Source organism: Pantoea sp., assembly GCF_028283705.1.
Taxonomy (GTDB): domain Bacteria; phylum Pseudomonadota; class Gammaproteobacteria; order Enterobacterales; family Enterobacteriaceae; genus Pantoea.
Genome location: NZ_JAPWKD010000005.1, coordinates 316081 through 340072, shown reverse-complemented (window position 1 = coordinate 340072; position 23992 = coordinate 316081). Strand labels below are relative to the sequence as shown.

Below are 23992 nucleotides of genomic sequence, written 5' to 3'. Positions count from 1 at the left end.
GGAAATCGGCAGCAGCGATGAAAATTCTGGTTATTGGCCCGTCCTGGGTCGGCGATATGATGATGTCGCAAAGTCTCTATCGCACGCTCAAGGCTGAGCACCCTGAGGCTGTTATTGATGTCATGGCACCCGCCTGGTGCCGTCCGCTGCTGTCACGTATGCCGGAAGTGAATCAGGCACTGGCGATGCCGCTCGGTCATGGCGCACTGGCGCTGGGTGAGCGTCGCCGTCTGGGCAAAACCTTGCAGGCCAGCGGTTACGATCGCGCCTATGTGCTGCCGAACTCCTTCAAATCGGCGCTGGTACCGTTTTTTGCCGGTATTAAACGCCGTATTGGCTGGCGTGGGGAGATGCGCTACGGTGTGCTGAATGATGTGCGTGTGCTGGATAAAGCCGCGTTTCCGCTGATGGTTGAGCGCTACGTGGCGCTTGGCTACGATAAACCCGTTGCTGCGGCGCAGCAGTTGCCGCAACCCTTGTTGTGGCCGCAGCTCCGGGTGGAGGAAGAAGAGAAGCACATGACGGCTGCACAGTTTGCGCTCTCTGCCGACCGTCCAGCGATTGGCTTCTGCCCGGGTGCGGAGTTCGGTCCGGCAAAACGCTGGCCGCATTATCATTATGCCGCGCTGGCAGAACAGCTGATCGGTGAAGGTTATCAGGTGGTGCTGTTTGGTTCGGCCAAAGATCGCGAGACTGGCGATACCATTATTCAGACTCTGCCCGAGGTGGCACGTACGCACTGTAAAAACCTGGCGGGTGAAACGCAGCTGGAGCAGGCGGTCATTCTGCTGGCGAACTGTGCTGCGGTGGTCAGCAATGACTCCGGTCTGATGCATATTGCGGCCGCACTTAACCGCCCGCTGGTGGCATTGTATGGCCCCAGCAGCCCCGATTTCACCCCGCCACTGTCGCATCAGGCTCGCGTTATTCGCCTGATCACTGGTTATCACAAAGTCCGCAAAGGCGATGCCGAACAGGGCTATCATCAAAGCCTGATCGACATTCAGCCCACGCGCGTGCATCAGGAATTAAGCGCTTTGCTCAACGCGGCGCAGGAGTAAACATGCACGTCCTGATTGTTAAAACTTCTTCTATGGGCGATGTCCTGCACTCACTGCCTGCGTTGACCGATGCAATGCAGGCGATTCCTGGCATTCGTTTTGATTGGGTTGTGGAAGAAAATTTTGCCCAAATCCCGGCGTGGCATCCGGCAGTAGATAAAGTGCTGCCAGTGGGGATTCGTCGCTGGCGTAAGCATTGGTTCGGTAGCCAGCAACGCGAAGAACGCGTGTTGTTTAAGCGTGAGTTACAGGCGCGCGAGTATGACGTGGTGATTGACGCACAGGGGCTGATTAAAAGCGCTGCGCTGGTCACCCGTCTGGCTAAAGGGGTGAAACACGGGCAGGATAGCCGCAGTGCTCGTGAACCCTTTGCCAGTTGGTGGTACGACAAACGCCATGAAATCAACAAGCAGCAACATGCGGTAGAACGTACGCGTGAATTGTTCGCGAAAAGCCTCGGCTATGAAAAACCTGCTACTCAGGGGGATTATGCAATTGCAGGGCATTTTCTCACGGAGCTTCCGGCAGATGCTGGGCAGTATCTGGTGTTTTTGCATGCAACAACGCGTGACAACAAACATTGGCCGGAAACTCACTGGCGTGAGCTGATTGAATTAGTGCAGCCAACCGGGCTACGCGTGAAGTTACCCTGGGGGGCTGAGCATGAACATCAACGCGCTCTGCGCCTTGCTGAAGGCTTTGACCATGTTGAGGTGCTGCCGCGCCTGACGCTGGAACAGGTTGCCCGTCAACTGGCTGGTGCGCGTGCTGTAGTGTCAGTGGACACGGGATTGAGCCACCTGACGGCAGCGCTGGATCGTCCAAATATTACGTTGTACGGTCCGACAGATCCGGGGCTGATTGGTGGATATGGGAAAAATCAGTTTAGTTTGAAAGCTGAGGATAATAATTTGTCTTCCGTTTCATCTGCTGTGGTATATGCCAGACTAAGCGAACTTCTCCAGTCATAAGTCAGTCAGCATCAATTCCAGCTCATTAATTTTTTATGGGCTGGAATCTATTTAACGGATCTTCAACTTAAGAATAAGATATTTTTTCTTTATGCTTAATCTGACGCTTGAGCTAAGGAAGAATTTCGAGGCTGATGTTTGACGCAGAATATCGTACATCGCATTCTGCGATGCTTCTGATAACTGTTTTTTATGTTTATATAATAACTGAACCACATGAATAGCGGTCAGATGACGCCAGTGACTGCCAAATTCAGCATCCATCATTAATAATGCTTGCGCCTTTAACTCAAGTTTCTCTGCCGATAATGCACTGGAAAGACTATGAGATTGCTTAATGTAAATATAAAAAGCTCGCTGGCAGAAATAGACATTGGCTGCTTTTTTCAATATCTCAGGAATTAGCGCGATATCTTCATAACAAAAAAAATCCGGGAAACATGAATTCCTGAATAAAGACTTATTGACTATTTTTCCGATAAAATGACCCTGGAATTTCTTGTGAATAAGAAATTCTTCAATGGCATTATCCTGGGTGATCTTCTTCGGGACTTTCCATTGCCAGTTGTCGAGCAGTGGAATCTCACCTTTGATTTCATAAAGGGGAGAAATAAGAATGTCTATGTCGTTGTTCTCGAGGAAATCTATTATGTTAGCTAGCGATTTTTCATAAACCAGATCATCACCATCGACCATGGTAATGTATTCACCCTGGCATTTATCAATGGCAAAGTTTCTGACTTTTCCGATATTTTTAAATTCTGTGCGATAATAAAACGTGTTCTCATTTTTATCCGAAAATTCACGCAGAATATTGCTGGTTCCATCGACTGAAGCATCATCAATAAGTATCAACTCACAAGAAGATACTTTGTTGCCAACCGCCAGAAGTATACTTTCCAGAGTTTTCTTAATATGCCCTTCCAGATTATGGGCTGTGACAACAATTGATAAAACCTTACTGTTCATAAAACATACCAGAACCTGTCGATGTTTATTACTTCTTCGAATTCGTAACTGAACTGAAGATGCCGTCATTCCATGAACATCTCTGAGCGATTTCTTTTTCCTCGTCGAAGTATAGCTAATATCATCGAGCCTGGAAAAAAAATTCGTATGATTCAGAGAACAATCTTACCCGTGAGATTGTTTCATTAGTTGAATTTCTGGGCGAAATTTTCTGAGAATTCGTTCAACCTGCTCTGTAACTCTCTCAGGTTTAATGACATCCATGAGATGGGCCAGATGATCCTGTGATTTCTGACGACCAATATAAATCATATGATGCAACTCTGGGTTTTGTAAGGCACCAGTAGCATAAGGGTTAGCGGTGACGAATAACCCCAGAGTTGGTGTTTTTACAGCCACGGCAATGTGCAGGGGGCCGGTATCTCCTGTCACCAACAGATCAAAATCATTAATCAGTGCGCACAATTCGGGCAGGGAAGTATCACCGACCCGATTAACTATACGATCATGATATTGTTCAGGGATCAGATTGAGAAAAGCTTCTGCTCTTCCTTTATCTCCTGGACCACCAATCAACACAAAAGATAAATGCGGAGAATGATCAAGTAGCTGTAGAGTCATGGCTGCAAAATTTTCGGGTGCCCAACAGCGTTCCGGCGTAGAAGCCCCAAGCTGCAAACCCACCGTAGGTGAAGGGAAAACCTTTTTTTCCGCGATCCGGAAGGGGAGCTTCATTTCTATATCAGTTATGTCACAGCCCAGAGCCTGAACTAATTGCAGTTTACGTTCAATAATATGGCCTTTGAATGCAATGATATAATCAATCAGCCATTTGTCACGCAGTGGCACATTATCCTTATAGTTATCCTTGATAATGTACTTTGCACCAGCCATGATCGCGGACAAATAATCATAAGGCTCATGCGAATGTAGCAATAATGCCAGCTCGGCCTTGGGGTGGGATTTTAATTGCTTCAGCAAGCCGGGGATGGTGATGGCTTTATTATTCCAGAATACCAGGTTATCCCAGTCATCACCCTCCTGGAGAAACTCAGCGAATTTCTGATGGGCGATAAGTGTAATGATTGCATCAGGATAACGATTGCGAACAGCGCGAATCGCCGGAGTGTTAAAAAGAAAGTCGCCGAGTGCGGTGGTCGAGAAAATTAAAATGTGCGCAGGACGCAATGCTGAAAAATCGACGGATGTTTCAACCTGATGGCGTTTCACGAAATTGTGAATAACAATAGCCTTATCTAACAGCTTGGTTTTCCAGATCTTACGCATTGACTGACTCGTTTTTCATGCACTGATTATAATGAAACTTATTTGACCGGTTGATCTGGGTTAAGTTTCATTGCCGGCGATGCTGTTTGGGTATCGTTTAACCGCATTGACGATGCAATGCGGTCAGAAGAAAATTCTCCATTATCTGCGCGGCAATGGGAAGCCGCTCAGAACAAATTTGTCAGATTCCGGATAAAGGGACTTTGCTGAATGCTCTCTGCGAGCAGAGATACTGCCCGACTCTGTGGCACGGGTGGCAGCGGTTTGCTGGCCTTACAGACACCAGGTGCACGGAAATGAGGTACAGGAGTGGGCTGCGGTTTAGCTGGCCCGGACCCCTGATGTAACGGCTCATTCAGCAACTGGCTGGGACGCACCAGCGTGATATCCGCAGGCAATGTTGGCAGCATTTGCTGCAATACCCGCACGGTATTGGGATGAGGATGCCCGATGGCAATGGCATAGCCATCGCGCTGCGCCAGTTTCACCGCGCGGTTAAATTGTTCGCGAATCGCTGCATCATTCTGGCTGTCATCGAGAAAAACCCTACGCTTCAGTACTTTAACATGCGTTCCTTCAGCGGCCGGGATTGACTGGCTGTTGCCGATAGTCATGCTGTCGAGAAAGTAGAAATTGTACTGATTCAGTACCTGCATCACCTTCTGCATCCCCGGCAGGCTGGATGTCATTTTGCTGCCCATGTGGTTATTCAGCCCCACCGCATACGGCACTTTGCCAACCGCATCGTGGATAATGCGTGCAATTTCCGCACTGGACATCTCTGGCGTGAGCGTATCTTTCTCCAATGGCTGCTTGCTGAGAGGAGCCATTGGCAGATGGATAAGGACTTCATGACCACTCTGATGCGCTTTGGTCGCCATTTGTCGGGCAAAGGTGGCGTTTGGTAAGACGGCAACCGAGATGGCTGCGGGCATCTGCAACACTTTGTTCTCTTCAACCGGGCGATAGCCGAAGTCGTCAATCACAATGGAAAGTTTGCCCGCATGGGCGGAAAGTGACAAAAACAGGCCACACAACGCAGCCGGGAGTTTATGAGGTTGAAACAAAGCTTATCTTCCTAACCACGGTAGTGGGTTGACGGCTTGTCCCTGACGCCGGATTTCAAAATAGAGCGAAGGCGTGCCGCGGCCGCCGCTGGTACCCACCAAAGCGATAGGCTGTCCTGCCTTCACCTGGGCACCGACACTCACCAGCGCACTTTGGTTGTAGCCGTAAAGACTCATATCGCCTTTACCGTGTTCCAGTACCACAACCAGACCGTAGCCCTGCAGCCAGTCGGCCATCAGTACGCGTCCATCGGCGATGGCTTTCACTTCGGTTCCTTCTGGTGCGTCAATCACCAGACCTTTCCAGCGCAGTTCGCCTTGCATGGTTTCCCCAAAGCGATGCTCAACACGCCCGTGGACTGGCCAGACGGCCTGACCTCCGGGCCGACCCAGACCCCCGGTACGGGCCATCAGCTCACGCTCACTTTGCGTTGGCTGATAACTCGATCCTTTGGCTTTGGCCTGTGCCTGACGCTGACGTACTTTCTCCGCTTCACGCGCTTCACGCTCGGCTCTCTCTCGGGCCTCACGCTCCGCCTTGGCGATTTTGTCCTGCAGACGGCTCTCGTTTTCGCGCATTTCTACGAGGTCAGCCTGGTCTTTTTCCAGCGCACTTTCCAGTGCCGTCAGGGTTTTCTTGCGGGCAACGCTTGCAGATTCAAGTTTGGTTTGCTGCGTTTGCTGCTGTGCTAACAGACTTTTTTGCTGCTGCTGTTTGTCCTGCAACGACTGACGCTGTTCCGCGAGCTGTTGCTGCGTCTGTTTCAGGTCATCGATGTTCTTCTGACGTGCAGCATTAAGATAGCCAAAATAGGCCAGAATACGTTCGCTGCGTTGTGCCTCTTCGCCGCCCAGTAGCAGCTGTAAACCGTTGTGCTGACCCTGACGAAAGGCGGCATCAAGCTGCTGGGCCAGTAATTTTTCCTGCTGTGCCTGCTGTTTTTCCAGACGGACAATGGAGGCGTTGAGTTGGGCAATATCGTTGTCGAGGGCGCTGAGGCTATTGCGGGTTTCGCGCAGCTGGCGGCTAGCCTGAGCAATAACCTTCTCCTGGCTTTGCAGCTGGTCCAGCAGCTTACTGCGCTGCAATTTTTGCGCTTTCACGCTTTTCTCTTTTTCGGCGATATTTTGCTGTATGGATTTCAGCTGCGTTTTGCTGTCATCATCACTGTGGGCAATGGGCGGCAATAGCAGAGCGCCCGCGCAGAGCAGGCTGAGGGAGAATGTGGACCAGCGTGTTAACAACGGATGCGCTGGGCCGTTGTGACAGGTCCTTGTTGGTAAAACAATCGCTTTTCCCTTCATAGTCGCTAATTATTCCACGATGAACAGCCGCTTACCAGTTTCCCGGGCCGGGTTTTGCTTTTCCAAACATGTCTTCCCCAGCTTACAGGCAGAAACTTTGTCTTAATTTTGCGATTAGAACACTTTTTTTGGAAAATGACGCACAAATCGTAACTCTGACCCCTTAGCGACTGTACATGCTAGGTGGCGCAGGTATACTCAGAACCCTTGTTTTAGCTTATTAGCCCGGTCTGGAGTCGTTACCCCTCATGCAAGAAATTATGCAGTTTGCAAGCAATCACCCCATCCTCAGTCTGGCATGGGTTGTCTTACTCGTTCTGGTGATTGTAACCACCGTTAAAGGAATGTTCTCGAAGGTAAAAACCATCAGTCGCGGTGAAGCAACCCGCCTGATTAACAAAGAGGACGCGGTGGTGGTAGACGTTCGTTCGCGTGACGACTATCGCAAAGGACACATTTCTGGGGCGCTGAATGTAGCGGCGGCAGACATCAAAAAAGGTAGCTTTGGCGAACTGGAAAAGCATAAGTCTCAGCCCATAATTGTGGTATGTGCCACCGGGCAGAGCGCTGGCGAACCAGCAGCACAGCTGAGTGCCGCTGGGTTCACGCAGGTTTCGGTTCTGAAAGATGGCGTGAGCGGCTGGAGCGGTGAAAACCTGCCGCTGGTGCGCGGTAAATAATTCGCAAAGGTAACTGCATGGCTAATGTCGAGATTTACACCAAAACGACCTGTCCTTATTGCCACCGGGCGAAGGCGCTGCTTAATCAGAAAGGTGTGACGTTTCAGGAGATCCCTATTGATGGGGACGCGGTGAAACGTGAAGAGATGATTCAGCGTAGCGGCAGAACGACCGTTCCACAGATATTTATCGATGCGCAGCATATTGGCGGCTGCGATGATCTCTTTGCGCTGGATGGGCGCCAGGGACTTGATCCCTTATTACAGGCATAACTTAACGGCCACACAATTCTAACTAACAGGATTTAGTAACATGTCAGAACATAGCACCAACGAAATGCAGTTCCAGATTCAACGTGTTTACACCAAAGACGTCTCTTTCGAAGCGCCGAACGCGCCGCAGGTTTTCCAGAAAGAGTGGGAACCGGAAGTGAAGCTGGATCTGGACACCGCGTCCTCTCAACTGGCCGATGAAGTCTATGAAGTGGTGCTGCGTGTTACCGTAACGGCCAGCGTCGGTGAAGAAACCGCGTTCCTGTGTGAAGTTCAGCAGGCCGGTATTTTCACTATCAGCGGTATCGAAGGCACTCAGATGGCACATTGCCTTGGTGCGTACTGCCCGAACATCCTGTTCCCGTATGCGCGCGAATGCATTACCAGCCTGGTGTCTCGCGGTACTTTCCCGCAGCTTAACCTGGCACCGGTCAACTTTGATGCGCTGTTCATGAACTATCTGCAACAGCAGCAGGGTGAAGGCGACGCGCCACATCAGGATGCCTGATGACTACACTCAACGCTTCGATTAGCGTCATCGGTGCCGGCTCGTACGGCACCGCATTGGCCATCACGCTGGCCCGCAATGGTCACCCGGTTTTACTCTGGGGCCACAACCCGCAAAGCGTAGCGCAACTCCAGTCTGACCGCTGCAACACCGCTTTTCTGCCCGATGTTCCTTTTCCCGATAACCTCGTTCCTGAAACCGATTTAGCACAGGTGGTCAATGCCAGCCGTGATCTGCTGGTGGTGGTTCCGAGCCATGTGTTCGGTGATGTCCTGCTGCAGCTGAAGCCGCATTTACGTAGCGATTCGCGTATCGTTTGGGCGACGAAAGGTCTGGAAAAAGAAACCGGGCGATTGCTGCAGGATGTGGCACGTGAAATCCTCGGCGATACCATCCCGTTAGCCGTGATCTCTGGGCCAACTTTCGCTAAAGAGCTGGCTGCGGGTATGCCAACGGCGATTGCGCTGGCGTCAACGGATGCGCAGTTTGCTGACGATCTCCAGCAGAAGCTGCACTGTGGGAAAAGTTTCCGTGTGTATAACAACCCGGACTTTATTGGCGTGCAGCTGGGTGGTGCGGTGAAAAACGTGATTGCGATCGGCGCCGGAATCTCTGATGGCATCGGTTTTGGCGCGAATGCGCGCACCGCACTGATTACCCGTGGTCTGGCTGAAATGAGCCGTCTCGGCGCAGCGTTGGGGGCTGATCCTACCACCTTTATGGGGATGGCAGGCCTGGGCGATCTGGTGCTGACGTGTACCGATAATCAGTCTCGTAATCGTCGTTTTGGCATGATGCTGGGTCAGGGCGAGAACGTAGATGAGGCGCAACGCATTATCGGACAAGTTGTAGAAGGTTACAGAAACACCAAAGAAGTCAGAGCGTTAGCTTCCCGCGTTGGTGTGGAAATGCCAATAACCGAGCAAATTTATCAGGTATTATATTGCGAAAAATCAGCGCGAGAGGCAGCATTGAGCTTACTCGGCCGTGCAAGGAAGGACGAAAACAGCCAAAGCTGAAGCAGGATGCCCAGCGTCATCACCTGGAGCGCCCCATCAGGCGCTTTTTTTATCGGGAGAACACAGCAATGTCGTCTGAAGAGTTAGAACTGGTCTGGAACAATATTAAAGCGGAAGCCAGGGCACTGGCCGACTGCGAGCCGATGCTGGCCAGTTTCTTCCATGCGACATTGCTTAAGCACGAGAACCTGGGCAGCGCACTTAGCTACATGCTGGCAAACAAATTGGCTAACCCGATTATGCCTGCCATCGCTATTCGCGAAATCGTTGAAGAAGCCTATCGTGAAGACCCTTCGATGATCGTTTCTGCTGCCTATGATATTCAGGCGGTGCGTCAGCGTGACCCAGCCGTTGATAAATATTCTACGCCTCTGCTGTATCTGAAAGGTTTCCATGCCCTACAGGCGTATCGTATTGGTCACTGGCTGTGGAAGGAAGGTCGCCGTGCGCTGGCGGTTTACCTGCAAAACGAAATCTCGGTCTCATTTGCTGTAGATATTCACCCGGCTGCAAACATTGGTCATGGCATCATGCTCGACCATGCCACCGGCATCGTGATCGGCGAAACGGCCATCGTAGAAAATGATGTTTCCATCCTGCAAAACGTCACCCTGGGCGGTACCGGTAAAACCAGTGGCGATCGTCATCCGAAGATTCGTGAAGGGGTGATGATTGGCGCGGGTTCAAAAATACTTGGCAATATCGAAGTGGGGCGCGGTGCCAAAATTGGTGCCGGTTCCGTGGTTCTTCAGCCGGTACCACCACATACCACGGCAGCAGGCGTACCGGCACGCATTGTCGGTAAACCTGCCAGCGATAAACCCTCAATGGACATGGATCAGCACTTTAATGGTACCGTTCCAGGTTTTGAGTTCGGTGACGGCATCTAGCTCTTGATCAGCGCGCCAGCATAATCAAGCTGGCGCCACGCTTCATATACTACGACTGAAACCGCATTCGACAGGTTCATACTGCGACTTTCGGGCATCATCGGAATACGAATTTTTTGCTCGGGTGGCAGCGCGTTAAGAATCTCTGCGGGTAGCCCCCGACTTTCCGGACCAAACACCAGATAATCGCCAGCCTGATAACGCACGGCACTATGCGCCGGGGTGCCTTTGGTGGTGAGTGCAAACAACCGCTGGGGCGCTTCAGCCGCAATAAATGCCGCATAGTTAGCGTGATGCCTGATGGCGGTGAATTCGTGGTAATCCAGCCCGGCACGTCGCAGCCGCTTATCATCCCAGGCAAAACCCAGAGGTTCAATCAGGTGCAACTGAAAGCCAGTATTGGCGCAGAGACGGATGATATTGCCGGTATTAGGCGGAATTTCAGGTTCAAATAAAACGATATTTAGCATAAGGCCCCCGGAAACGAGGGCCGAAGCATAACAAATTATTGGCGGGCGGAGTACAACGGCAGCCAGAGGGTCAGGCGCAGGCCGCCGAGCGGGCTGTCATCAGCTTTCACCCAACCGCGATGTTGCTGAACTGCCGTTTCGACAATCGCCAGCCCCAGGCCGGTGCCGCCTGATTCGCGATCGCGTGCCTCATCGGTACGATAGAACGGGCGGAAAATCTGCTCACGATCTTCCGGGCTGACGCCGGGACCATCATCATCCACATGTACGGTAATGCCCTCGATATCCACCGAGAAGCTAACGCTGATATGCGTATGCGAATAACGCAGCGCATTGCGTACGATGTTTTCCAGCGCACTCTCCAGCGCGTGTGGGTTGCCATATAACGGCCACGGACCCGGTGGATAAGGAACGTCCATACGTTTACCCATCTGCTCTGCTTCGAATTTGGCATCTTCCAGTACACCATTCCACAGATGGTTGGCCTTCATCGCTTCGCTGACCAGCGCATTTTTATGCTGGGTGCGTGACAGTACCAGCAAGTCGTTGATCATTCCGTCCAGTCGCTGGGCTTCCGTTTCAATACGTTCCAGTTCTTTGCCTTCACCCTGACGACGACGCAGTAGAGCGGTGGCTAACTGTAAACGGGTGAGGGGAGTGCGTAACTCATGGCTGATATCTGACAGCAGGCGTTGTTGTGCCGTCATCATGCGTTCGAGTGCGCTCACCATTTGGTTGAAACTTGAGCCAGCGGCGAGGAACTCTTGTGGTCCTGATTCCAGTTCCGGATGCTGCCGCAAATTGCCGCTCGCTACCTCATCGGCGGCATGTTTAAGCTTACGTGCCGGACGTGCCAGGCTCCATGCCAGCCACAGTAACAGCGGGGAGCTGATCAGCATGGTGACGATGAGTAATAGCAACGGGCGGTCAAACAGCAGATTGACGAAATCCAGTTGCGAGCTGGTGGCGGGGCGGATCAGATAAAGCTGGTAGTTATCTTCGCCATCGCGTACGGCAAAGGGGCCAACCATTTCTACCCGACCATATTTTTTCTTCTGCGGGTGATCGGCATTGTCGGACTGACCAATAAAGTTGCGGATAACCTGCATTTCGTTGTGCTGGGCGCCAATGACGCGCCCCTCACTGGTCACCAGCAATAGTCGCTGGCCTGGCGGAGCCCATTTCTCAATGGCGCGAAATAACCGACGCCACCACATCAAATCGTTGGGTGGGTCTTGCGCCAGTTCGGCTTCAACATGCTGCTCGATCATGATGCCCTGCCGCTGTTCACTTTCCAGCAACGAGGTCATCTGTCGAGAATCGAGTTTTGGCACCATCAACACCAGCATCAACACCAACGCCAGGGTAAGCCAGAAGATGGCGAAGATGCGGGTGGTCAAACTTCCAATCATGATGCCGAAACCATCAGGTAGCCACGTCCGCGCAGAGTTTTAAACCACGGATGACCATCACGACGTTCCGGTAATTTACGACGCAGGTTAGAGATATGCATATCGATGGCGCGGTCAAACGGCGTCAGACGCTTACCCAGCACTTCCTGGCTGAGATGTTCGCGTGATACCACCTGGCCAAGATGCTGTGCCAGCAGATAAAGCAGGGTGAATTCCGTGCCGGTCAGGTCCAGCGTTTCATTATCGAAGCTGGCTTCCTGGCGACCTGGGTTAAGTCGTAAACAATCGACTTCCAGCGTGGGTGAACTGTTGTCGTGCTGCTGCTGTTGCTCGCTCCAGTTGGAACGACGCAGAATGGCGCGAATACGCGCAACCAGCTCGCGATCGTTAAAAGGTTTAGGTAGATAGTCATCCGCGCCCAATTCAAGACCAAGGACGCGATCCAGTTCGCTGCCGCGTGCAGTCAACATGATCACCGGTGTCTGGTGTTGCTGACGTAACTCTTTCAGTGTGTCAATGCCGTTCTTTTTCGGCATCATGACATCCAGCAGTAACAGGTCTACGGTGTTGTCCAGTAGGTTGAGTGCCTGCTCGCCATCGCTGGCGACAATCACTTCAAAACCTTCCATCTCAAGCAGTTCTTTAAGCAGCGAAGTCAATTCGCGGTCATCATCAACCAACAGGATCTTATTCATTTTTTATTGCCCTCCGCAGGCAAAATACCGTGTTCCCATATCGTCAATCCAACGCTTTACGTAGTTTTACACCCCCTGACGGATGTTTGCAGCTGCCGCCGTACACTAGTCCTCGTTGAATCGCAAAACGGAACGAACTGGGAGTAAACGATGCGCAACTTAACCGCCGTCGTCATTGCCTCAGCGATGGTTCTCAGTCACGCCAGCGCAGGAGCAGCAGACACGACGACGATTGACGAGATGCATCATAACGGCGGATTGACGACAGGCAGTATGACGCAAAATCCGCAAAGCCACATGTTTGATGGCATTGAACTTACTGAGCAACAGCGGCAACAAATGCGAGACCTGATGCAACAAGCGCGACTCGAACGTCCCGCCGTCAGCGTTCAGGATATAGAAACTATGCATGACCTGGTCATTGCAGACAAATTTAACGAATCAGCCATCCGCCTGCAGGCAGAAAAAATTGCTCAGGCGCAAGTCGAACAAAACGTTGTGATGGCTCGGGTTCGTAATCAGATGTACCACCTGCTAACGCCTGCACAGCAAGCGACATTGCAGAAGAATTATGAGCGGCGCCTCAATGAAATGCGCAGGCTCTCAGAATTGCAGCCATCATCACCGCTGCAAGCAGTGAGTAGTACCAGCAGTAACCAGTAACATAGTATCCCTGTTTTCCTTGCCATAGACACCATCCCTGTCTTCCCCGCCATGACGGCGGGGTTTTTTTTGTCAAAAAATCACAAAAAAAATCAGCTGATGAGCTTTAGCCATCCACCCATGCGGGCTGGGCAGAAGCAACCGGAAAAGGGTTTTGCAGTGGATACTTCTGCGTGCAGGTACCATGCTTTACCTGTTGGAATCTTGATCTGTAACGTTGCAAAGTGGTGTGAATCTTACGGAGTGTACGAAATTCGAAAGTTTTTGCATAAAAACATAAGGACAATGCTTTCAGATAGCAGACAATTCTCTCTTTCCCATGCGCATTGATGACAAAAAGGAAGGATATGCCAATAAATATACCTAAATCACATTCTCCCTGGCCTACACAATCTACCCAGTCATCATCTTCAGTAGAGTTATTGGCCAAAAATCAGGTGGAAAAACTGGCTGAAGTTATAGATTTATGTAAAAAAGATAATATAGGGATAGTGCCAAATCATCTCGTTAAACTACAACGTTTGTCTCATGAGAAGAATACTATAATCGGTATTCGTCCGGTTGATATGATGGCAACGGATCTCATCGCAAGTGGATATCCGACAAAAGGATTCCACATAAAGGGAAAAAGTGCTGACTGGGGCCCGCAAACATCTTTTATCTGTGTTAAGCAGGAGCTAAGCAAGCTTGCCGATCGGCCAGATAAACAAGAGGGATTTAATAAGGAAGTGCAAGATTGCATGAGCAAAGGTTATGCTAATAAAGTTGTATTGGAAATAACAAAGGCGAGGCTGGATTTACTCGTCGAGAATAATTATATCAAAAATATAAAATATGGTGTAAACCGTCAACCTCTTGAGTTAGAGGCCTGTACGCCAAAAGGCGTCATGCATAAGTTTGAGTTGGTACCCGGATCAGATAAAGGATCCTGGCAGGTTATCTACAATGGCGAACCCGTTGAAGTTTTAGCCCCGGCTGGGTCGGGTCAAAAACCTCTTACCGCCGATTACGACCTTTTTATGATCGCACCGGCATTTGAGGATTATGGTGTTGAAGATAAATTATCTGTGCATGATGTGTCTCATCATATATTTAAAGAGAGAATGGATAGTTATACAACGCCTCATGAAAAACTACCTGGTAACTTAAAAAGTTCATATTTAAGTGAAGTTGAATTTTATGCGAAGGTAGATAAGAGTGTTGGTAATGTGTCGGTGCGCATTCGCAATATGATATCCAGTATTAATGAATGTCTGGTTGGCAACGGTGAACCGGTTGTGCATCATAGCACAGACACCTGTAATCCTTGGACAGATATTGAAGCAAACTTCCCAGCGGTCTTTACGCTGCCTAAATCCTTTGGCGATTTTGGCGAAATATGTGTGGTCAGGAATGTGGAAGAATTAAAATCTTTCGCGCAAAAGGCTAAAGACGAAGGTTATTATGTGCCATTAAATCCAGTTTGGGACAAAGAAATAACCGATATTCGGTCTTCGCGATTTATGGATGCGAAAAATTTCGCTATCCGGCATTGGAAACACAGATAACCATTAAGCCTCAGGCTATTAGCCAGATCTTTCCTGTCATCACGTCTGTTCAACCGCACGATACGAAAAATGGCGACTTTTATTGTCGCTGCAACACCATCCAGGCAGCGTTTACCTGCTAATGATAAACTTGAGCCATTCTGAGATTAAACGGGCGCACCATTGAACGTTGCCCGAAGAGGCCAAGGCATGGAACACTCCTACGCAAAGCTGGTGAGCCGTGCAGCGTTGTCTGCCACGGTGCTGGCATCGTTGTTGTTAATTGTTAAAATTTTTGCCTGGTGGTACACCGGTTCGGTCAGTGTGCTGGCGGGGTTGGTGGATTCACTGGTGGATATCGCTGCTTCGCTGACCAATTTGCTGGTGGTACGGTACGCCTTACAGCCTGCGGATGCCGACCATACTTTTGGCCATGGTAAGGCTGAATCCCTGGCGGCACTGGCGCAAAGTATGTTTATTTCCGGATCGGCGTTATTCCTGTTTCTTACCGGTATTCAGCATCTTGCCTCTCCCGAAATCCTGCGAGCTCCACTGGTCGGTATTGTGGTCACGGTGATTGCACTCTGTTCAACGCTGGTGCTGGTCACTTTTCAGCGCTGGGTGGTGCGGCACACCCGTAGCCAGGCGATTCGCGCTGATATGCTGCACTACCAATCCGATGTCATTATGAACGGTGCTATTCTCATAGCGCTCGGCTTAAGCAGCTATGGTTTTTCCCGGGCCGATGCATTATTCGCCTTAGGGATTGGCGTTTATATTCTGTATAACGCGCTGCGTATGGGGTATGAAGCGGTACAGTCACTGCTGGACCGTGCTTTACCGGAAGAGGAACGCCAGGCGATTATTGATTTGATCGCCAACTGGCCGGGCGTACGTGGTGCGCATGACTTACGTACCCGACAGTCTGGCCCGACGCGCTTTATTCAGTTGCATCTGGAAATGGACGACCATCTGCCGCTGGTGCAGGCACATAAGGTGGCCGATCAAATTGAACAGGCATTGCGTAGCAAGTTTCCTGGCTCCGACGTCATCATCCATCAGGATCCCTGCTCAGTTGTACCGGAAAATCAACAGGGTTTTTTCCAGTTTTAATAGTTTTAAATCATCGTGTTGCGGGATAAAAATGACGGAACGCTAACAACTCTGTAAAAAAATAGCGAAAACTTGTCTGACCTGAATCAATTCAGCAATCAGCCTTTGATATACTATCTCTCAACTATAAGGCCGTGCGATCGCGAGCTGGTCTCCGCAGGGGCACTGGCGGGAATAATCCTTAGTTTTGAACAATCCAGAGGTTGTCATGATCAAAAAAATCGGAGTACTGACCAGCGGCGGCGACGCCCCAGGCATGAACGCAGCCATTCGCGGAGTTGTACGTTCCGCGCTGAGTGAAGGACTTGAAGTTTTTGGCATCTACGACGGCTATCTGGGGCTCTATGAAGACCGTATGGTCAATCTCGATCGCTACAGCGTTTCGGATATGATCAATCGTGGCGGTACTTTCCTGGGTTCTGCTCGTTTCCCGGAATTCCGTAACGAAGAAGTTCGTCAGGTTGCCATCGAAAATATGAAAAAGCGCGGCATCGATGCGCTGGTGGTGATTGGTGGTGACGGCTCTTACATGGGTGCTAAACGCCTGACGGAAATGGGTTTCCCGTGCATTGGCTTACCGGGCACCATCGACAACGATGTCGCCGGTACTGACTACACCATCGGTTATTTCACCGCGCTTGAAACGGTAGTGGAGGCGATTGACCGCTTGCGTGACACTTCTTCTTCACATCAGCGTATTTCCATCGTTGAAGTGATGGGCCGCTACTGCGGCGATCTGACACTGGCGGCAGCAATTGCTGGTGGCTGTGAATTTATCGTGCTGCCGGAAATTCCTTATACCCGTGAAGAACTGGTCGCTGAAATCAAAGCCGGTATCGCCAAAGGTAAAAAACACGCCATCGTGGCTATCACTGAGCACATCTGTGATATCGACGATCTGGCGCATTACATTGAAGCTGAAACCAAACGCGAAACCCGTGCCACGGTTCTGGGCCACATTCAGCGTGGTGGTGCGCCTTGTGCTTATGACCGCATCCTGGCTTCACGTATGGGTGCGTACTCCATTGAACTGCTGCTGCAGGGTTACGGTGGACGTTGCGTAGGTATTCAGAACGAGAAGATGGTGCACCACGACATTATCGATGCCATCGAAAATATGAAACGTCCGTTCAAACGCGACTGGCTGGATACCGCGAAAAAACTCTACTAAATCTGCAAAATCAAGGCGCGTCAGGGAACGCGCCTTTTTTGTGCCTGCTCATATTCTCTCCAGTTATAACAGCTTATTTTTAATTCTTTAATCTGTGGATTAGTTTGTGTCAGTCTTGTTCTATAACGACTTCGGAGAGCAAGCAATGAACAAGTGGACTATTGGTGTCACCCTGTTACTGGCTTCAACCAGTGTTTTGGCAAAGGATATTCAGCTGTTAAACGTGTCTTACGATCCGACGCGTGAACTTTACGAGCAGTACAACAAAGCGTTCAGCGCCCATTACAAGCAGGAAACCGGTGATAACGTGGTGATCCGCCAGTCGCACGGTGGTTCAGGTAAGCAGGCTACCTCGGTGATCAATGGCATCCGTGCGGATGTGGTGACGCTGGCGTTGCAGTCTGACGTTGATGCCATCGCTGAGCGTGGTCGTATTGATAAAAACTGGATCAAACGTCTGCCTGATAACTCCGCGCCTTACACCTCGACCATTGTATTCCTCGTGCGTAAAGGCAATCCGAAGGGCATCCACGACTGGGCTGATCTGATTAAACCGGGTGTATCGGTGATTACGCCAAATCCGAAGACATCAGGCGGTGCGCGCTGGAACTATCTGGCTGCCTGGGGCTGGGCCCTGGATCAAAATCACGGCGATCAGGCCAAAGCAGAAGCATACGTCAAAGCGCTGTTTAAGAATGTTGAAGTGCAGGATTCTGGTGCGCGTGGCGCTACCAACACCTTTGTTGAACGCGGTATTGGTGATGTGCTGATTGCCTGGGAAAACGAAGCGTATCTGGCGGTCAACAAACTGGGTAAAGACAAATTTGAAATCATCACACCGAGCGAATCGATCCTTGCCGAGCCGACGGTGGCAGTGGTTGATAAAGTGGTCGATGAACGTGGCACCCGTAAAGTGGCAGAGGATTACCTGAAGTACCTCTACTCCCCGGAAGGACAGACCATCGCCGCGGAAAATTTCTATCGCCCGCGTGATGAAGCGGTGGCGAAGAAATTTGCCAGCACCTTTGCACCGGTAAAACTGTTCACTATCGATAGCAAATTTGGCGGCTGGGAGCAGGCGCAGAAAACCCACTTTGCCGATGGCGGCACTTACGATCAGGTTATGAAACCGTAATCGTTCTGCCAGTAAAGTATCACGGCCAGCCTTTGCTGGCCGTTTTGCTTTGGCGCGCGGCAAAAGTCCGTGACATTCATCATCTGCCAGGCGAGGATGCTGGCAGATGATGAACCGAGGGACCACGCTATGCAGGGCAGCCGTCGTACCCTGAATCTGATTACCTTGTTGCTTGCACTGTTGATTATCGGCTTAGTCCTGGCTGCGGTGCACTTCCAGAAAAACTCCAATGCCTTGTGGCAAATTATCAGCGAGAAATGCCTGCCTGGTATGACGCAACGCGGTGATCCTGCTCCCTGCCAGCAGGTGGATGTGGCAAAAGGCTACGTTACGCTGAAAGATCTCAACGGTCCGTTGCAGTATTTGCTGATGCCCATCGAAAAAATCACCGGTATGGAAAGCCCGATTCTGCTGAATCCGGCAACACCGAATTTGTTTGCGGATGCCTGGCAGGAGCGGAGTTTACTGGCGCAGCGCCGTGGTAAACCGATTGCCGACAGTGCGCTATCGCTGGCGATTAACTCACAATATGCTCGTTCACAAAATCAGCTGCATATTCATATTTCCTGTCTGCGGCCGGATGTGCGTCAGCGGCTGGATGCATTGGCTCCGCTACTCAGCGAGCAATGGCAAAGTGAAACGCTGCAAAAACATCGTTATCAGATACGCACCCTGACAGAGGCGCAGCTGGCGCAGCAAAGCGTTTTTATTCGTCTGGCATTAGAAGTCCCTGACGCACGTAGCGAGATGGGGAAATACGGCATGGCGCTGGCAGCGTTGCCGGATGGTCGCCTGGCGCTGATGGCGATTGAACGCAACTGGGTCAAACTGGAAAGTGGTTCGGCAGAAGAATTGCAGGATCATCGTTGCCAGATTCTGCAATAAAAAAGGCGGCTGTTAAGCCGCCTCGTCATGCATCAGAACGATTACGCGTTTTTCGCTGCGGCGGCAGCTTTCACAATCACCGCAAAGGCATCAGCTTTCAGTGACGCACCACCAACCAGCGCACCATCGATGTCAGGCTGAGTGAACAGTTCTGCGGCGTTTTTGTCATTAACAGAACCGCCGTACTGGATGATGACCTGGGCAGCCACTGCGGCATCTTTCTTCGCGATATGATCACGAATGAATTTATGCACGGCCTGAGCCTGCGCAGGCGTTGCTGATTTACCAGTACCAATCGCCCATACCGGTTCGTAGGCAATGACGACACCCTGGAAGGCTTCTGCGCCCTGAGTTTCCAGCACTGCGTCGATCTGACGTGCGCAGACTTCTTCAGTTTTGCCCGCTTCGTTTTCTGATTCGGTTTCACCAATACAAAGAACCGGTACCAGGCCAGCAGCTTTCAGCACAGCGAATTTCTTCGCGATAAATTCGTCGCTTTCTTTGTGATAAGTACGACGCTCAGAGTGACCGATGATGATGTATTTGGCGCCGATATCTTTCAGCATGTCAGCTGAAGTTTCGCCGGTGAAAGCGCCAGACAGATTGACGTCGACGTTCTGAGCACCCAGTGCAATGTGGCTACCGGAAATGGCATGTTTTGCCTGAGCAAGATAGAGTGCCGGCGGAGCAATCGCCACACCGCAGCCTTCAACACCAGACAGTTCTTTGCGCAAACCTGCGATCAGCTCGTCAGTCATATGCTTGCTGCCGTTCAGTTTCCAGTTACCCATAACCAGTGGATGTCGCATTCTTTCCTCCGCATAACGCGATTCATGAAATAGCACTGCTCTAAGGCAGCGATGTCTGCCAGACAGTATAGAGATCAAATATGTCGCTGGCTTTGCTTTTCGTCATTTTTGCCGGGGGTGATCAGGGTGTGGCAAGCGCCAGTTTGATCGGCTCTACAGCAAAGGTCAGGCCCTTATCACCGTTGTCCGCGACCACAAAACGCAGCGCCCCTTCATTACGGGAAAAATAGCGTGAACCTTTACCTGCGCTGAGCAGGGAATCGAGCTTTTTACGTCCGTCTTCAGGCGATAACCCGGGGGAGAAAAAGCGCAGCAGGGCGGTCATGTAAGCCATGGCCTTTTCCTGGGCATTCTTCTCATCCGGCCCTGGCACCGGCAGCCAGGTTACCTGTAGCGTTTTGATTTTACCGGTGCCTTGCTCCAGCGCCGTAGAGGCATACAGGGTTTCGCTGATTTTGCTGGCAGCCCGCGTCAGGTTGCTTTTATCGTCCTGATTATCGATGGAACGATATTCCATCAACGGCAGGTCAGGATTGGCGGCATTGTACTTTTCACGAAACTGCGCAATAGTCATATCAAAGGTGGGCGCACCAGGCAGTAAATAAGGGGCCGCAGGCAGATGGTCGCTGCGATCCTGCGGGGGTGCGTCTTCCGCCCAGACGGGAAATGTCAGTGCGAGGCTGAGTAGCAACGCGCCTGGCAGATTCTTCATTGCTTCGGTCCTAACCAATAACGTAGCCAACGATTAGAACGGTTTTTACCAGCGAAAGTCAAAACCCCGGCCTGGAAAAAACTCACATTATGCCGCCCATCAGTTACCAGTAATGTTCGCTGCTCATATGCCCGGGTTTGCGTTTGAAATGCTTGCGCATGCCGCGGTTATCTTTCAGCAATTGCTGGGTATCGCGCACCATTTGTGGGTTGCCGCACAACATGATGTGGCTGGTATCCGCATCCATCGGCAACCCTACTGCCTGTTCCAGTGCGCCGCTTTCAATCAGTGCAGGGACACGACCATGCAGTGAGCCAGACATCTCTTCACGGCTGATCACGGTCTGGATATGCAGCTTCCCCTGATAACGCTGCTGTAATTGCTGCATCAGTGGCAGGAAGCTGAGATCGGCGGCATAGCGCGCGGCATGGACCAGCACGATATTCTCGAAACGCTCCAGCCCTGCGCCCTGTTGCAGAATAGACAAATACGGGCCAATGGCGGTGCCAGTGGCCAGCATCCACAGTGTCTGGCAATCAGGAATCTCGTCCAGCACAAAAAAGCCTGACGCTTCTTTCGTCACCATCACCTGATCGCCCGGACGCAGCGCCTGTAACCTCGGGCTAAGCTTACCTTCTGGTACCGTGACCAGATAGAACTCGAGCAGCGCGTCATGTGGTGCATTGACGTAGGAATAAGCACGCTGCACGCGTTCACCGTCGATTTCCAGCGCCAGCTTGGCAAATTGTCCGGCGATAAAGGGATCGATGGGTGCCTGCACGCGCAGGCTGAACAGGGCATCGGTCCAGTTTTTGACTTCTTTCACTTCGGCATTGACCCACTCAGCCATGTTCACTCCTTATTGTTGATTTTTCAGACATGTCACTATCTTCGTCAGCCGCCGGGAAGATTTCCAGTCCCTGGCTGGGTAAATGGCTCTCAGCGACAAATGCAGCGCACTTAGCTTCAACTGTAGCGGGTGCTTTACAGGCTGGTGTCACAGCTTGACGAAGTCAGGCTAATTGCTTTGGTCTCCCCCCTCGCTTTGTCATCGAATCCTGATATTTTTGCCGCCATTCATAACAGGCAGCCTTTTTTACTGCTGTCTTTACTTTATTTCTCAGACAGACATTTTGTTCCATGTTGATATCTAAAACGGAAAATCGCCGCTTACTGTTGATGTTGATCGTGCTGGTGGCCGTCGGGCAGATGGCGCAAACCATCTATGTACCCGCGATGGCGGCCATGGCTGATGCTTTTAATGTGCACAGCGGGGCTATACAGCAGGTCATGGCAGGCTATCTGATCACTTACGGCGGATCACAGCTGATCTATGGCCCACTCTCCGATAGCATCGGGCGGCGGCCGGTGATCCTTGCTGGAATGACGATCTTTGCCTGCGGTGCCCTGATCGCGCTATTTGCTCCTTCGCTGCACATTCTGATATTAGGTAGTGCTGTCCAGGGGCTGGGTACGGGCGTGGCTGGGGTGATGGCCCGAACCATGCCGCGCGATCTTCACCAGGGGACGGCGTTGCGTCAGGCCAATAGCCTGTTAAATATGGGCATTCTGGTTAGCCCGTTGCTGGCGCCGGTTATCGGAGCCTTACTGACACAGCTGTTTGGCTGGCATGCCTGTTTTGCCTTTTTGCTGCTGCTGTGTCTTGGCGTGACAGCGGCAATGGCGCGCTGGTTGCCAGAAACCAGACCCGCCGAAACAGCGGCGACGCCCTTTCTGCGGCGCTATGCCACCTTACTCAGCGATGGCCACTTTGTCCGTTATTTGCTACTGCTGATTGGCGCGCTGGCGGGCATTGCGGTATTTGAAGCCAGCTGTGGCGTGCTGCTGGGTGGCGTGCTGGGACTGGATGGTTTGACGGTCAGCATCCTGTTTATCCTGCCGATTCCGGCCGCCTTTTTCGGTGCCTGGTTTGCCGGACGCGAACAAAAATCCTGGCACACGTTGATGTGGTACGGCGTGAACAGCTGCCTGCTGGCGGGATTGATGATGTGGGTACCGGCGTGGTTTGGTGTGATGAATATCTGGACGCTTCTGGTGCCTGCGGCGCTGTTTTTCTTCGGTGCGGGGATGTTGTTTCCGCTGGCGACGTCCGGTGCGATGGAGCCCTACGCGTGGCTGGCAGGTAGCGCCGGAGCGCTGATTGGCGGCTTACAGAATCTGGGTTCTGGCCTGGTGGCGTGGCTTTCGGCGATGATGCCGCAGCGTGATCAGTTCAGCCTCGGCATGTTGATGTTTGCCACCGCGCTAGTGATGCTGCTGTGCTGGTGGCCGCTCTCACGCCATCCCGAGAGCGGCAGGCAGACGGTTACAGGATAAACGGGTGCAGTGCCGCATCTTTACGATCCAGATAGTGGATCGACTGAATGCGGCGAATGGTGCGCGATTTACCGCGAATCAGCAGCGTTTCGCTGGTCGCGATATTCCCTTTACGCGTGATGCCTTTAAGTAAGTCGCCGGTGGTGATGCCAGTGGCAGCAAAAATTACGTTATCGTTGCGCGCCATCTGCTCCAGCGTCAGCACCTTACCTGCTTCAATCCCCATTTCGGCACAGCGTTGTAATTCCTGTTCGCCAAGGCGGCGATTTTCTTCGCTGTCACCTTTCACCTGGTGACGCGGCAGCAGGCGTGCCTGCATGTCGCCATCCAGCGCGCGAATCACCGCCGCAGAGACCACCCCTTCCGGCGCACCGCCAATTCCGTACAGCACATCCACTTCACTGTCGGGCATGCAGGTGAGAATGGATGCCGCGACATCACCATCCGGAAAGGTAAAGACCCGCACACCGAGTTGTTGTAGTTGCGCAATCACCGCATCGTGACGCGGCTTTGCCAGAATGGACACCGTCAGCTGGCTGAGTGATTTGCCCAAGGCTGTCGCGATGTTTGTCAGGTTGGTTTCCAGTGGCAGATTGAGGTCGATAGCGCCATGCGCGCCTGGACCAACAATCAATTTTTCCATGTACATATCAGGTGCGTGCAGGAAACTGCCTTTATCGCCCACCGCCAACACCGCCAGCGCATTGGCCTGGCCTAACGCAGTCATGCGCGTGCCTTCAATCGGATCAACGGCGATATCGACCGCATCGCCCTGGCCGGTCCCCACCTTTTCACCAATGTAGAGCATCGGCGCTTCGTCGATTTCTCCTTCACCGATCACGATCTGACCATTGATATTGATGGTGTTCAGCATAATACGCATGGCGTTGACGGCAGCGCCGTCGGCAGCATTCTTGTCGCCGCGTCCTAACCAGTGATAGCCCGCCAGCGCGGCGGCTTCGGTAACGCGGGAAAATTCAATCGCGAGTTCTCGTTTCATGGTCTGCACCTGACAAAAAACAGGCGGGCAGTGTA

General features: G+C 51.7%; 25 protein-coding genes. 14 read left to right on the top strand and 11 right to left on the bottom strand.

Annotation, left to right across the window (positions count from 1 at the left end; genetic code table 11):
- The first annotated feature begins 17 nt into the window (after positions 1-17).
- Together rfaF and rfaC are read left to right on the top strand one after the other, a co-directional pair.
- Positions 18-1061: an ADP-heptose--LPS heptosyltransferase RfaF gene (gene rfaF / locus PW844_RS04995; protein WP_299448532.1), complete on the top strand. Its 1044-nt coding sequence runs from the start codon at positions 18-20 to the stop codon at positions 1059-1061.
- Positions 1062-1063: 2 nt separating this feature from the next.
- A complete protein-coding gene (rfaC, locus tag PW844_RS04990; RefSeq protein ID WP_299448530.1) occupies positions 1064-2032 on the top strand; it encodes a lipopolysaccharide heptosyltransferase RfaC in 969 nt (322 codons plus the stop codon).
- 51 nt (positions 2033-2083) lie between these two features.
- On the opposite strand, the gene PW844_RS04985 is transcribed toward rfaC, so the two are convergent.
- The 4 genes from PW844_RS04985 to envC all read right to left on the bottom strand — a co-directional run bounded on the left by PW844_RS04985 (position 2084) and on the right by envC (position 6660).
- Positions 2084-3001 carry a glycosyltransferase family 2 protein gene (locus PW844_RS04985; protein ID WP_299448528.1) on the bottom strand — a complete coding sequence of 306 codons (918 nt, stop codon included), beginning with the start codon at positions 2999-3001 and terminating at the stop codon, positions 2084-2086.
- A gap of 165 nt (positions 3002-3166) precedes the next feature.
- On the bottom strand, positions 3167-4288 hold the full coding sequence (locus PW844_RS04980) for a glycosyltransferase family 9 protein (RefSeq protein ID WP_299448526.1): 1122 nt from the start codon (positions 4286-4288) through the stop codon (positions 3167-3169).
- Between the two features lie 167 nt (positions 4289-4455).
- Complete coding sequence (locus tag PW844_RS04975) at positions 4456-5355, bottom strand: divergent polysaccharide deacetylase family protein (RefSeq protein ID WP_299448524.1); 900 nt, start codon at positions 5353-5355, stop codon at positions 4456-4458.
- A gap of 3 nt (positions 5356-5358) precedes the next feature.
- On the bottom strand, positions 5359-6660 hold the full coding sequence (gene envC, locus PW844_RS04970) for a murein hydrolase activator EnvC (protein WP_299448522.1): 1302 nt from the start codon (positions 6658-6660) through the stop codon (positions 5359-5361).
- A 248-nt stretch (positions 6661-6908) separates the two neighbouring features.
- On the opposite strand from envC, the gene PW844_RS04965 reads away from it, so the two are divergent.
- The 5 genes from PW844_RS04965 to cysE all read left to right on the top strand — a co-directional run bounded on the left by PW844_RS04965 (position 6909) and on the right by cysE (position 10029).
- On the top strand, positions 6909-7340 hold the full coding sequence (locus tag PW844_RS04965; protein WP_013511012.1) for a rhodanese-like domain-containing protein: 432 nt from the start codon (positions 6909-6911) through the stop codon (positions 7338-7340).
- A gap of 17 nt (positions 7341-7357) precedes the next feature.
- The gene (gene grxC / locus PW844_RS04960; RefSeq protein WP_208716910.1) at positions 7358-7612 is read left to right on the top strand and encodes a glutaredoxin 3; all 255 of its coding nucleotides are present in this window, start codon (positions 7358-7360) and stop codon (positions 7610-7612) included.
- A gap of 40 nt (positions 7613-7652) precedes the next feature.
- Positions 7653-8120, top strand: coding sequence for a protein-export chaperone SecB (gene secB / locus PW844_RS04955; protein WP_013511010.1), 468 nt, complete (start codon positions 7653-7655; stop codon positions 8118-8120).
- Positions 8120-9139, top strand: a complete 1020-nt coding sequence (gpsA, locus tag PW844_RS04950; protein WP_299448516.1) for an NAD(P)H-dependent glycerol-3-phosphate dehydrogenase — start codon at positions 8120-8122, stop codon at positions 9137-9139. Before secB ends, gpsA begins: the two co-directional genes overlap by 1 nt.
- A 68-nt stretch (positions 9140-9207) precedes the next feature.
- Complete coding sequence (gene cysE / locus PW844_RS04945) at positions 9208-10029, top strand: serine O-acetyltransferase (RefSeq protein WP_084877917.1); 822 nt, start codon at positions 9208-9210, stop codon at positions 10027-10029.
- Here the strand turns inward: cysE and trmL are convergent.
- From trmL to cpxR, 3 genes are read right to left on the bottom strand one after another with little or no spacing between them, the layout of a single operon-like run.
- Positions 10026-10499: a tRNA (uridine(34)/cytosine(34)/5-carboxymethylaminomethyluridine(34)-2'-O)-methyltransferase TrmL gene (gene trmL / locus PW844_RS04940; protein WP_208716908.1), complete on the bottom strand. Its 474-nt coding sequence runs from the start codon at positions 10497-10499 to the stop codon at positions 10026-10028. The genes cysE and trmL overlap by 4 nt on opposite strands.
- A 35-nt stretch (positions 10500-10534) precedes the next feature.
- Positions 10535-11911 (bottom strand): envelope stress sensor histidine kinase CpxA, encoded by a 1377-nt coding sequence (gene cpxA, locus PW844_RS04935; RefSeq protein WP_084877911.1) that lies wholly within the window; start codon positions 11909-11911, stop codon positions 10535-10537.
- Complete coding sequence (cpxR, locus tag PW844_RS04930; RefSeq protein ID WP_084877909.1) at positions 11908-12606, bottom strand: envelope stress response regulator transcription factor CpxR; 699 nt, start codon at positions 12604-12606, stop codon at positions 11908-11910. Before cpxR ends, cpxA begins: the two co-directional genes overlap by 4 nt.
- Positions 12607-12756: 150 nt before the next feature.
- On the opposite strand from cpxR, the gene cpxP reads away from it, so the two are divergent.
- From cpxP to PW844_RS04900, 6 genes are all read left to right on the top strand, one after another.
- Positions 12757-13269, top strand: a complete 513-nt coding sequence (gene cpxP / locus PW844_RS04925) for a cell-envelope stress modulator CpxP (RefSeq protein WP_084877906.1) — start codon at positions 12757-12759, stop codon at positions 13267-13269.
- Positions 13270-13616: 347 nt separating this feature from the next.
- On the top strand, positions 13617-14816 hold the full coding sequence (locus tag PW844_RS04920; RefSeq protein WP_299448505.1) for an anthrax toxin-like adenylyl cyclase domain-containing protein: 1200 nt from the start codon (positions 13617-13619) through the stop codon (positions 14814-14816).
- A 189-nt stretch (positions 14817-15005) separates the two neighbouring features.
- On the top strand, positions 15006-15908 hold the full coding sequence (gene fieF / locus PW844_RS04915) for a CDF family cation-efflux transporter FieF (RefSeq protein ID WP_299448503.1): 903 nt from the start codon (positions 15006-15008) through the stop codon (positions 15906-15908).
- 208 nt (positions 15909-16116) lie between these two features.
- Positions 16117-17079, top strand: coding sequence for a 6-phosphofructokinase (gene pfkA, locus PW844_RS04910; RefSeq protein ID WP_299448501.1), 963 nt, complete (start codon positions 16117-16119; stop codon positions 17077-17079).
- A gap of 145 nt (positions 17080-17224) precedes the next feature.
- Positions 17225-18214 carry a sulfate ABC transporter substrate-binding protein gene (locus tag PW844_RS04905; protein WP_299448499.1) on the top strand — a complete coding sequence of 330 codons (990 nt, stop codon included), beginning with the start codon at positions 17225-17227 and terminating at the stop codon, positions 18212-18214.
- 129 nt (positions 18215-18343) lie between these two features.
- Complete coding sequence (locus PW844_RS04900; RefSeq protein WP_299449151.1) at positions 18344-19099, top strand: CDP-diacylglycerol diphosphatase; 756 nt, start codon at positions 18344-18346, stop codon at positions 19097-19099.
- 41 nt (positions 19100-19140) lie between these two features.
- Here the strand turns inward: PW844_RS04900 and tpiA are convergent, their stop codons facing one another.
- The 3 genes from tpiA to fpr form a co-directional block, all read right to left on the bottom strand.
- A complete protein-coding gene (tpiA, locus tag PW844_RS04895) occupies positions 19141-19908 on the bottom strand; it encodes a triose-phosphate isomerase (RefSeq protein ID WP_084877893.1) in 768 nt (255 codons plus the stop codon).
- A 121-nt stretch (positions 19909-20029) separates the two neighbouring features.
- The gene (locus tag PW844_RS04890) at positions 20030-20620 is read right to left on the bottom strand and encodes a YiiQ family protein (RefSeq protein ID WP_299448496.1); all 591 of its coding nucleotides are present in this window, start codon (positions 20618-20620) and stop codon (positions 20030-20032) included.
- 103 nt (positions 20621-20723) lie between these two features.
- Positions 20724-21470 (bottom strand): ferredoxin--NADP(+) reductase, encoded by a 747-nt coding sequence (gene fpr / locus PW844_RS04885; RefSeq protein WP_299448494.1) that lies wholly within the window; start codon positions 21468-21470, stop codon positions 20724-20726.
- 290 nt (positions 21471-21760) lie between these two features.
- On the opposite strand from fpr, the gene emrD reads away from it, so the two are divergent.
- Positions 21761-22957, top strand: coding sequence for a multidrug efflux MFS transporter EmrD (gene emrD, locus PW844_RS04880; protein WP_299448492.1), 1197 nt, complete (start codon positions 21761-21763; stop codon positions 22955-22957).
- Here the strand turns inward: emrD and glpX are convergent.
- The gene (gene glpX / locus PW844_RS04875) at positions 22947-23957 is read right to left on the bottom strand and encodes a class II fructose-bisphosphatase (RefSeq protein ID WP_299448490.1); all 1011 of its coding nucleotides are present in this window, start codon (positions 23955-23957) and stop codon (positions 22947-22949) included. The genes emrD and glpX overlap by 11 nt on opposite strands.
- Positions 23958-23992: the final 35 nt, after the last annotated feature.

What these genes read in the sequence shown, in the direction of transcription:
- rfaF (WP_299448532.1), top strand. Translation starts at nt 18, where the DNA reads ATGAAAATTCTGGTTATTGGCCCGTCCTGGGTCGGCGATATGATGATG.
- rfaC (WP_299448530.1), top strand. Translation starts at nt 1,064, where the DNA reads ATGCACGTCCTGATTGTTAAAACTTCTTCTATGGGCGATGTCCTGCAC.
- PW844_RS04985 (WP_299448528.1), bottom strand. Translation starts at nt 3,001, where the DNA reads ATGAACAGTAAGGTTTTATCAATTGTTGTCACAGCCCATAATCTGGAA.
- PW844_RS04980 (WP_299448526.1), bottom strand. Translation starts at nt 4,288, where the DNA reads ATGCGTAAGATCTGGAAAACCAAGCTGTTAGATAAGGCTATTGTTATT.
- envC (WP_299448522.1), bottom strand. Translation starts at nt 6,660, where the DNA reads ATGAAGGGAAAAGCGATTGTTTTACCAACAAGGACCTGTCACAACGGC.
- PW844_RS04965 (WP_013511012.1), top strand. Translation starts at nt 6,909, where the DNA reads ATGCAAGAAATTATGCAGTTTGCAAGCAATCACCCCATCCTCAGTCTG.
- grxC (WP_208716910.1), top strand. Translation starts at nt 7,358, where the DNA reads ATGGCTAATGTCGAGATTTACACCAAAACGACCTGTCCTTATTGCCAC.
- secB (WP_013511010.1), top strand. Translation starts at nt 7,653, where the DNA reads ATGTCAGAACATAGCACCAACGAAATGCAGTTCCAGATTCAACGTGTT.
- gpsA (WP_299448516.1), top strand. Translation starts at nt 8,120, where the DNA reads ATGACTACACTCAACGCTTCGATTAGCGTCATCGGTGCCGGCTCGTAC.
- cysE (WP_084877917.1), top strand. Translation starts at nt 9,208, where the DNA reads ATGTCGTCTGAAGAGTTAGAACTGGTCTGGAACAATATTAAAGCGGAA.
- trmL (WP_208716908.1), bottom strand. Translation starts at nt 10,499, where the DNA reads ATGCTAAATATCGTTTTATTTGAACCTGAAATTCCGCCTAATACCGGC.
- cpxA (WP_084877911.1), bottom strand. Translation starts at nt 11,911, where the DNA reads ATGATTGGAAGTTTGACCACCCGCATCTTCGCCATCTTCTGGCTTACC.
- cpxR (WP_084877909.1), bottom strand. Translation starts at nt 12,606, where the DNA reads ATGAATAAGATCCTGTTGGTTGATGATGACCGCGAATTGACTTCGCTG.
- cpxP (WP_084877906.1), top strand. Translation starts at nt 12,757, where the DNA reads ATGCGCAACTTAACCGCCGTCGTCATTGCCTCAGCGATGGTTCTCAGT.
- PW844_RS04920 (WP_299448505.1), top strand. Translation starts at nt 13,617, where the DNA reads ATGCCAATAAATATACCTAAATCACATTCTCCCTGGCCTACACAATCT.
- fieF (WP_299448503.1), top strand. Translation starts at nt 15,006, where the DNA reads ATGGAACACTCCTACGCAAAGCTGGTGAGCCGTGCAGCGTTGTCTGCC.
- pfkA (WP_299448501.1), top strand. Translation starts at nt 16,117, where the DNA reads ATGATCAAAAAAATCGGAGTACTGACCAGCGGCGGCGACGCCCCAGGC.
- PW844_RS04905 (WP_299448499.1), top strand. Translation starts at nt 17,225, where the DNA reads ATGAACAAGTGGACTATTGGTGTCACCCTGTTACTGGCTTCAACCAGT.
- PW844_RS04900 (WP_299449151.1), top strand. Translation starts at nt 18,344, where the DNA reads ATGCAGGGCAGCCGTCGTACCCTGAATCTGATTACCTTGTTGCTTGCA.
- tpiA (WP_084877893.1), bottom strand. Translation starts at nt 19,908, where the DNA reads ATGCGACATCCACTGGTTATGGGTAACTGGAAACTGAACGGCAGCAAG.
- PW844_RS04890 (WP_299448496.1), bottom strand. Translation starts at nt 20,620, where the DNA reads ATGAAGAATCTGCCAGGCGCGTTGCTACTCAGCCTCGCACTGACATTT.
- fpr (WP_299448494.1), bottom strand. Translation starts at nt 21,470, where the DNA reads ATGGCTGAGTGGGTCAATGCCGAAGTGAAAGAAGTCAAAAACTGGACC.
- emrD (WP_299448492.1), top strand. Translation starts at nt 21,761, where the DNA reads ATGTTGATATCTAAAACGGAAAATCGCCGCTTACTGTTGATGTTGATC.
- glpX (WP_299448490.1), bottom strand. Translation starts at nt 23,957, where the DNA reads ATGAAACGAGAACTCGCGATTGAATTTTCCCGCGTTACCGAAGCCGCC.